The following is an 8,693-nucleotide window of genomic DNA, read 5'->3' as shown; positions in this document are numbered from 1 at the left end:
GCTGCAGTACACTACTGGTACATGAGGGATTACTGGGCAGGATTCGCTGAATCCCCTACATTCTTCCGTTATGTTGACTGGGTATTAACTGTGCCGCTACTGTGCGTGGAATTCTTTTTAATCCTTAAAGTGGCTGGAGCCAAGAAATCCCTAATGTGGAGATTGATCGCTCTTTCAGTAATCATGTTAGTTACAGGGTACTGGGGTGAAGCTGTTGACAGGGACAACGCCTGGTTATGGGGTCTTATCTCCGGTGCGGCTTATTTCGTAATTGTTTACGACATCTGGTTCGGAAAAGCGAAGAAATTAGCTGTAGAAGCCGGTGGCGCTGTACTAAGTGCCCACAAAACACTTTGCTGGTTTGTACTGGTAGGATGGGCAATTTATCCTCTGGGATATATGGCAGGTACTCCAGGTTGGTACGAAGGATGGTTTACCGGCCTTAATATGGATGTGATCTACAACATTGGAGATGCTGTAAACAAAATTGGATTTGGACTTGTAGTATACGGCTTGGCTGTAGCTCAAAGTTCTGAGAAATAGTTTTCCTAATTACTATATAAGAAAAGACCGCCCTTAAAGGCGGTCTTTTTTATTACATCCGTTCAGGCACTTCTATACCCAACAAACCAAAACTTGTTTTTATCACTGCTGCTATTTTTTCCGAAAGCAAGACCCTGAAAGATCTAATCTGGACATCTTCTTCGCCTAAGATAGATACCTGCTGGTAAAAAGAATTAAACTCTCTTACCAGATCATAGGTATAGTTGGCCATCAGGGCAGGACTGTACTGTGAAGCGGCCTGAACAATCGTATCGGGAAATGCGAGCAACAATTTTATCAATTCCCTTTCTTTGGAGTGTAATTCAATTTTTTGTTTATTATTAAATTTTTTTAATTCAACAACATCTTCGGCCTTACGCAGTATGGACTGTATTCTGGCATAGGTGTATTGAATAAACGGGCCCGTGTTTCCCTGAAAGTCGACCGACTCCTCAGGATCGAACAAAATTCTCTTTTTTGGATCTACCTTAAGAATATAATATTTCAAGGCACCCAGTCCTATGATCTTGTACAAGGTTGCTTTTTCTGCTTCGGTATAGTCATCTAGTTTGCCTAGTTCACGGGAAATGTTAGCGGCCGTTTGTGTCATTTCACTGATCAGATCGTCTGCATCTACCACGGTTCCTTCCCTGCTCTTCATTTTTCCACTGGGAAGGTCCACCATTCCGTAGCTCAGATGATAGAGATGCTCGGCCCAGGAATATCCGAGTTTTTTCAAAATCAGAAATAAGACCTTGAAATGGTAGTCTTGCTCGTTCCCAACGGTATACACCATGCCATTGATATCCGGAAAGTCGCGCACCCGTTGAATTGCCGTACCAATGTCTTGCGTCATATAAACGGCCGTGCCGTCAGAACGCAATACTATCTTCTCATCAAGGCCTTCGTCCGTTAGATCTATCCAGACACTGCCATCATCTTTTTTGAAAAAAACACCACTTTGCAGGCCTTCTTCCACTACATCCTTCCCCAATAGATAGGTATTACTTTCGTAATACAGCGTATCAAAGTTAACCCCAAGATTATTATAGGTCTCTTTAAATCCTTCATATACCCAGGCATTCATAGTTTCCCAGAGTGAAACTACTCCCGGGTCTCCTGCCTCCCATTGTCGTAGCATTTCCTGAGCCTCCTTAAGCAGTGGTGCTTCTTGTTCCGCTTCCTCTTTGGACATGCCTTTGGCCAATAATTCACTTATCTCCTTTTTATAGGCCTTGTCAAACGCTACGTAATAGTTACCTACTAATTTGTCTCCTTTTAGGCCCGTAGAAGCAGGCGTCTCGTCATTGCCAAACAGTTTCCAGGCCAACATACTTTTACAAATATGGATACCCCTGTCATTGATGATCTGAGTTTTATAAACGTTCTTCCCCGAAGCTTTGAGGATCTCGGCAACAGAATAACCCAATAAATTATTTCTGATATGTCCAAGGTGCAGCGGCTTGTTGGTATTTGGTGACGAATATTCTACCATGACGGCACCTTCATCTTTTTGTTGCTTGATGCCATAGTGCTCTTCGGCACTGATTGCAGCAAAGGCATCCAGGTAATAGTCATTTTGAATACTGAGGTTCAGAAAACCTTTGATAACATTGAATTGAGCCACCTCGCCAAGCTCCTTTAATAGATATTCGCCCAGGGCAGATCCGATTTTTTCAGGATTTCCTTTTATATAGCGCAGCATTGGGAAGATCACTATGGTTATATCGCCCTCAAAATCCTTCCTGGTAGGTTGAAATTCTACCGTAGGAAGTTCTACTTCATAAAGTTCCTTTATCGCTTCTTTTACCTTAGAACTGAGTACTTGTTCAATATTCATGAGTATACTTCCATTGAAGTTGCAAAACTACGTATTTTTTGTGCTTTTGTAGTGTTTCAAATCTGTATTCCCCATTGTTTTCGGTAACTTTATGCTGCTAAAGAAAAAGAAGAAATATGCTTTTAAATGTATCCTATAACAACAAAGAAATAACCCGTAAAATAAATGAGGAGGTAGGAAAGCCCTTTACCCTTAAAGAACGGTGGGCCATGGACGGAATTGGTTCTCCAAAGCTCTTTATAACGGAAACAAGCGTTGAAATTCGAAACCTCCTTATCCTGGATAATAATCTGGATAGTTGTAATGTGGAAATAAGACCAAAAGGCATCATTGTACGCTTCAGGTCGCTATTGGAAACCTTTGCACTGGTCATCCCATTTTATAAGCTCACGATTTACAAGGGCGATTTTGCGGTGTATTCTATCTATCGTGATCATTATTTTATCAAAGTTCGTTCGGATACTAAGGCGATTCAAAAATTCTTTAAAAAGCTATTGGATTACAAAACCGATACGGCTCCCACTACCATAGAAGACCTATAAAAAATGAAAATTCTACTCACCGGAGCCAATGGCTACATAGGAATGCGTTTACTCCCCAGGCTACTGGATCTGGGGCATGAAGTGGTCTGCGCCGTTCGGGATAAGAAAAGATTATCTGTAGATGATGAAACACTCTCCAGGATTGAAGTGGTAGAGATCGATTTTCTTCAAAAAGTTAATCCGGACGTACTCCCCAAGGATATTGAAGCTGCCTACTACCTCATCCATTCTATGAGTTCTTCCACCCAGGATTTCGATGAGAAAGAAGCGCTTTCTGCGGAGAACTTTAACACCTACATGGAAGCTAGTTCTGTAGAACAGGTCATTTATTTAAGTGGGATCGTTAATGAAGAGAAGCTGTCCAAACACCTTAGGTCTCGCAAAAATGTAGAGGACATACTGTATCAGGGCTCTTTTAAACTCACTGTGCTGAGAGCGGGGATCATTGTAGGTTCCGGGAGTTCTTCTTTTGAAATTATTCGCGACCTCTGTGAAAAGTTGCCGGTAATGATCACACCTAAATGGGTGCTTACCAAGGCACAACCTATAGGCATACGCGATGTTATAAACTTCCTCACGGGAGTGTTGGGTAAAAAGGAAACATATAATGACTCTTTTGATATTGGAGGAAAAGACATCCTTACCTATAAAGAAATGTTGCATCAGTATGCAAAGGCCCGGGGTTTTAAAAACTGGATCTTAACGGTGCCTGTCATGACTCCTAAACTCTCTTCGTACTGGTTGTATTTTGTGACCTCTACTTCCTACAAACTAGCTGTAAACCTCGTAGACAGCATGAAAATGGAAGTTGTGGCCAAGGATAACCGTTTGCAGGAATTATTGGATCTGGAGACCCATTCGTATATGGAGGCCATAGATATGGCCTTTAAAAAAATAGAGCAGAATCTGGTAGTAAGCAGCTGGAAAGACAGCATGGTGAGTGGCCGCTTTCAGAAGAACCTGGAGAAATACATTCAGGTACCCAAATTTGGCGTCTTAAAAGATGAAAAAAAATTAAAGGTTAATGACCCGGAAGGTGTGCTGGAGAACATCTGGAAAATTGGGGGTGAACAGGGCTGGTATTATGGCAATTGGCTATGGAAGATCCGGGGCTTTATCGATAAATTAACCGGTGGAGTGGGACTTCGAAGGGGGCGCACTCATCCGGACAAAATATATCCCGGCGATTCACTCGATTTCTGGCGGGTACTGCTGGCCGATAAGGAAGGGAAACGCCTATTACTATTTGCTGAAATGCGATTACCGGGCGAGGCGTGGCTAGAATTTAAGATCGATAAGGATGACATCTTGCATCAAACCGCAACTTTCAGGCCTAAAGGCTTGCGAGGCAGGCTTTATTGGTATTCAATTGTTCCTTTTCACTATTTTATTTTTGGCGGCATGATCCGAAACATAGCCAAGACCAATACATAGCATCCCTATTTCTGTTACAACAGGTTTATACGATCATCCAAGACCGTTAGATCGGGGAAGAAAAATCTCGGCCATCATACAACGTGCACTCCCTCCCCCACACGTTTCTATGGTATCCAGAGGGCTGTGAATGATCTCACAGTATTTATTTATAGCCTTTAGCTGCAAAGGAGTAAGACTATGGAAGGCCGCAGAACTCATCACTAAATAACGCTTTTCATCAGCGCCAATTACTTGTAACATATTCCCTGCAAAGTGTTGTTCTTGTACCTCTGTGATAGTAATGATATCTTTTCCGTCATTCTTTAAATGATCTACCACGTTCTTTCGCTCTTTCTTGTCGTCTATAGCATCCAGACATATAACCGCAAAAGTCTCTGCAATACACATCATCACATTGGTATGGTAAATGGGCATTCTGTTCCCATCAACAGGCTGGTTGGCGGTAAAGATGACCGGAGTACATTCCATATCCTCACAGAATTCAATAAAAAGTTCTTCGTCTGCCCTGGGAGATAAAGCGCAATAGGCTTTTTGATTTTCTCTATCCATTATAATACTACCTGTGCCTTCCAAAAACAGTCCTTCTTCCTCAGCAGAAGTATAGTCTATCACTCCTTCAATTAAAAAGCCTTTTTCTTCCAGAATATCCAGTATATCCTCCCGCCTTTCCCTTCTCCTGTTCTCAGCAAACATAGGGTACAATCCTACGGTTCCGTTTTCGTGAAAAGAGATCCAGTTATTAGGAAAGATAGAATCTGGGGTATCTCGTTCATAAATATCATCAACTACAATAACTTCTACCCCTTTGGCCCTTAAAGCGTTTACAAATTCGTCAAATTCTTGCTGCGCCCTTAGATTGATCGTCTGATTCTTTATGTCGATATCTTCCTGAAAATAGTTGTTTACGGCGGTTTCTTCATTCATTCTAAAACGAACGGGACGAACCATTAAAATTGTGTTTGTGATCTGCATAAGAACAAGTTAAAAACCGGAGTAAAGTTATAGCTTTTTAAGGGTCTTATTTGCGGGGATTATAAAAATAAAAATGGAAAGACGATAAAAAAAGGTACTATATTCTGATCAGGGGCAGCGTGCTGCAGCGCAACAACCCTTCTTGTTTCCCAATCTCCGAATAGGGAACCTCTTCCACGGTAAAGCCTTGCTCGCGGAGCCATTTATTGAGCCGGGTAAACGACTTTTCGGACACGATTACCTTAGGAGAGATAGAAAAAACATTACTAAACATCTGATACATCTCATCACTACTGATCTCAAAGACATTATCCTTGCCAAAGTAGTCTACCAACCACTGGTATTCTTTCTCTACCAGGAAGCCATTCTTATGAAGGATCGCCTTGTCTTTCCCAATGGGCTGAAAACAGCAATCTAAGTGAAGTGCGTTCTCCCTGGGATTGGTATTAGACTTCCGGAGTTCGAAGGATTTGATCTTCTTATGAGGAAATTGTTCTTTGAGATATTCTACAGCAGCTACATTGGTCCTCGCGGTGATATAACTGGCATAATCATCTCCACTGTAGGTGCCTATAAAGATATAGTCGTTCCAAGGCATAACATCACCTCCTTCAACATGTACCTCTTTTGGGGGTATTAAAATATTTTCATCGTGTATGACATCCAGGACATGGATGATAGCATCAAATTCCTTCTCTCTGTCTGGCAGAATATTGGCCTTAATAAGTTTATTCTCTATGACAAAGGCAATATCTCTTGAAAAGATCTGGTTACAATCCTTGAGTACTTCAGGTCTAAAGACCTTGACCCCATGTTTTTGCAGGACCGCGTTAAATGCCTCCATTTCCATAACCATATCCTCTTCCTTAGGATAGGTCCCTGCCAGAATATTCTCTAGCGATTTAGGATCGTAAGCCTCCTCTGGTAAAGGCACCGGGCCCGGACTTTTGGCCGTACCCAGAACAACTGCTTTTAATAAAGATGTCTCATTTTGGACATTTAGCTGGAGCATACGTTAGGTGTTCTAGCGCTTATTTAAAGGAACAAAAGGACGTTGGTTTTCTCCGATATACACTTGTCTCGGCCTGCCTATAGGCTCCCCTCGTAAACGCATCTCACGCCATTGAGCGATCCATCCTGGCAATCTTCCCATAGCAAACATCACGGTAAACATCTCTGTAGGAATTCCCAGGGCCCTGTAAATGATCCCTGAATAGAAATCTACGTTGGGGTATAATTTTCGTTCAACAAAGTAAGGATCTTCCAAAGCCACTTTTTCCAATCCCTTGGCTATTGACAAGATTGGGTCCTCAATACCCAGATCCCCAAGTACTTCATCTGCGGCGCGTTTTATGATCTTTGCACGAGGATCGAAATTCTTATATACCCTGTGACCGAAGCCCATTAAACGAAACGGATCGTCTTTGTCTTTGGCCTTGTTCATATATTTCTGTGTGTCACCGCCGTCTTTTTCGATCGCTTCGAGCATTTCAAGAACCGCCTGGTTGGCCCCACCATGTAAAGGCCCCCAAAGAGCCGATATCCCGGCTGAAAGTGAAACGAAGAGTCCGGCATGGGAAGAACCCGTAATACGAACGGTAGATGTGGAACAATTCTGTTCGTGATCTGCATGCAGGATGAGTAGTTGATCTAGCGCATCTATCACGATCTTATTTTTAATATACTCCTTGTTTGGCCTTTTGAACATCATTTTATGAAGGTTCTCCACATACCCCATTGAGTCATCACCGTAATCCAGGGGTAGTCCTTTTTGCTTTCTCATTGTCCAGGCTACCAACACCGGGAATTTGGCCATAATTCTCACAATGGCATGGTACATTTCCTTTTCAGAGGATATATTAACAGAGGTAGGGTTAAAGGCGATCAGTGCGCTGGTTAAAGAAGAGAGAACGCCCATAGGATGCGCCGATTTTGGAAAGGCATCCAGGATCTTTTTCATTTCCTCATCTACATGCGATTCCTGCTTTATGTCGTCATGAAACCTTTCTAGCTCTTCTTTATCTGGCAATTCCCCAAAAATCAAAAGATAGGCCACCTCCAGGAAGTCTGCTTTTTCTGCAAGTTCTTCAATGTTGTAACCTCTGTACCTTAAAATACCTTTTTCACCATCCAGATACGTAATGGCACTTTCACAAGATCCTGTATTCTTATATCCGGGATCAAGGGTGATCATACCTGTAGAAGATCGCAGTGTTTTAATGTCTATGGCCAGTTCATTCTCGGTTCCCTCTACTACCGGGAATTCGTATTTTTTTCCTTCGTACTCTAGAATTGCTTTGTCCTTCATGAAAATGATTTTGGAATTATTTTGAAAGTGTTATAAAGATAAGAAAAAGGCACGGCCTTCACAATTAAGACAAGCTCTTTATCAATGGTTCTGATGGAAAATTAAAATTGATGTTACAGCACAATCTATGGACTGTTATTTATCAATATTACAGTGTATTTTATAGTAGTTGTCTACCGACTTTTTCCAGGTAAAACGCATTCTTTTAGCATTGGCTGGTGCTGATAAACTTCCAAAACCTCCTCCTGAAGGCATCTTAAAAAAGCTTTTACGGCACTCTTGAAAATAAGATCGTGTTGGGTTACCCGTATATTCCTGTAATTGCTCTTGATTAAGATCCCGGTCAGGCGCCCTGCCTTGTCAGCCTCCTGTATATCTTTTTCAACACAAAAGGCGTTCAGTTACGTTATTTAACCTCAATGACCCACTTTAAAAGCCTGCAAGCCGGGGTAATAAGCAACAGAACCTAATTCTTCCTCAATGCGCAACAATTGATTGTATTTTGCCATTCGGTCAGACCGTGAGGCCGAACCAGTTTTGATCTGCCCGGTGTTTAGTGCTACAGCAAGATCTGCAATGGTATTGTCTTCGGTTTCGCCAGATCTGTGAGACATTACACTGGTATAGCCGGCATTCTTTGCCATGTTTACGGCTGCAATGGTCTCGGTCAAGGTTCCTATCTGATTCACCTTAATTAAAATGGAATTAGCAATACCTTCTTTTATTCCTTTTGAAAGTCTGGTTACGTTGGTCACAAAGAGATCGTCCCCAACCAACTGAACTTTATCCCCAACTAAATCAGAAAGTATCTTCCATCCTTTCCAATCGTTTTCGTCCATCCCGTCTTCAATGGAAATGATGGGGTATTTTTCACAAAGTGAAGCCAGGTATTTAGCCTGTTCTTCCGAGCTTCTGATCGCTCCCTTATCTCCTTCAAATTTAGTGTAATCGTACTTTCCGTTCACGTAGAATTCGGCAGCAGCACAGTCTAAAGCCACCATAACATCATCTCCAAGGGTGTAGCCAGCCTTTTTTACTGCCTTGGCAATAG

8 protein-coding genes are annotated in these 8,693 nt (G+C 42.1%); 3 read left to right on the top strand and 5 right to left on the bottom strand.

Annotation, left to right across the window (positions count from 1 at the left end):
• The coding region (locus WBM49_RS09875; protein WP_424371887.1) for a bacteriorhodopsin at positions 1-543 on the top strand (543 nt) is incomplete at its 5' end.
• Between the two features lie 52 nt (positions 544-595).
• Here WBM49_RS09875 and argS read toward each other — a convergent pair.
• The gene (argS, locus tag WBM49_RS09870; RefSeq protein WP_424371886.1) at positions 596-2,383 is read right to left on the bottom strand and encodes an arginine--tRNA ligase; all 1,788 of its coding nucleotides are present in this window, start codon (positions 2,381-2,383) and stop codon (positions 596-598) included.
• 116 nt (positions 2,384-2,499) lie between these two features.
• Between argS and WBM49_RS09865 the strand changes: the two genes are divergently transcribed.
• Positions 2,500-2,925 carry a hypothetical protein gene (locus tag WBM49_RS09865; protein WP_424371885.1) on the top strand — a complete coding sequence of 142 codons (426 nt, stop codon included), beginning with the start codon at positions 2,500-2,502 and terminating at the stop codon, positions 2,923-2,925.
• Between the two features lie 3 nt (positions 2,926-2,928).
• Positions 2,929-4,359 (top strand): SDR family oxidoreductase, encoded by a 1,431-nt coding sequence (locus WBM49_RS09860; protein ID WP_424371884.1) that lies wholly within the window; start codon positions 2,929-2,931, stop codon positions 4,357-4,359.
• Positions 4,360-4,392: 33 nt separating this feature from the next.
• Here the strand turns inward: WBM49_RS09860 and ctlX are convergent, their stop codons facing one another.
• The 4 genes from ctlX to eno form a co-directional block, all read right to left on the bottom strand.
• Positions 4,393-5,334: a citrulline utilization hydrolase CtlX gene (gene ctlX / locus WBM49_RS09855; RefSeq protein ID WP_424371883.1), complete on the bottom strand. Its 942-nt coding sequence runs from the start codon at positions 5,332-5,334 to the stop codon at positions 4,393-4,395.
• 97 nt (positions 5,335-5,431) lie between these two features.
• Positions 5,432-6,346: a dimethylarginine dimethylaminohydrolase family protein gene (locus WBM49_RS09850; RefSeq protein WP_424371882.1), complete on the bottom strand. Its 915-nt coding sequence runs from the start codon at positions 6,344-6,346 to the stop codon at positions 5,432-5,434.
• A gap of 12 nt (positions 6,347-6,358) precedes the next feature.
• The gene (locus WBM49_RS09845) at positions 6,359-7,642 is read right to left on the bottom strand and encodes a citrate synthase (protein ID WP_424371881.1); all 1,284 of its coding nucleotides are present in this window, start codon (positions 7,640-7,642) and stop codon (positions 6,359-6,361) included.
• A 416-nt stretch (positions 7,643-8,058) separates the two neighbouring features.
• Positions 8,059-8,693 (bottom strand): phosphopyruvate hydratase (gene eno, locus WBM49_RS09840; protein WP_424371880.1); only part of this gene is annotated, 635 nt, incomplete at its 5' end.

Source organism: Muriicola sp. (genome assembly GCF_049669965.1).
Lineage (GTDB): Bacteria > Bacteroidota > Bacteroidia > Flavobacteriales > Flavobacteriaceae > Muriicola.
The sequence above is the reverse complement of the archived record's forward strand: the minus strand, read 5'-3'. Positions and strand labels throughout refer to the sequence as shown.

Excerpts from the sequence above, each read along its gene's own strand:
- argS (WP_424371886.1), bottom strand. The coding sequence starts at position 2,383 with ATGAATATTGAACAAGTACTCAGTTCTAAGGTAAAAGAAGCGATAAAG.
- WBM49_RS09865 (WP_424371885.1), top strand. The coding sequence starts at position 2,500 with ATGCTTTTAAATGTATCCTATAACAACAAAGAAATAACCCGTAAAATA.
- WBM49_RS09860 (WP_424371884.1), top strand. The coding sequence starts at position 2,929 with ATGAAAATTCTACTCACCGGAGCCAATGGCTACATAGGAATGCGTTTA.
- ctlX (WP_424371883.1), bottom strand. The coding sequence starts at position 5,334 with ATGCAGATCACAAACACAATTTTAATGGTTCGTCCCGTTCGTTTTAGA.
- WBM49_RS09850 (WP_424371882.1), bottom strand. The coding sequence starts at position 6,346 with ATGCTCCAGCTAAATGTCCAAAATGAGACATCTTTATTAAAAGCAGTT.
- WBM49_RS09845 (WP_424371881.1), bottom strand. The coding sequence starts at position 7,642 with ATGAAGGACAAAGCAATTCTAGAGTACGAAGGAAAAAAATACGAATTC.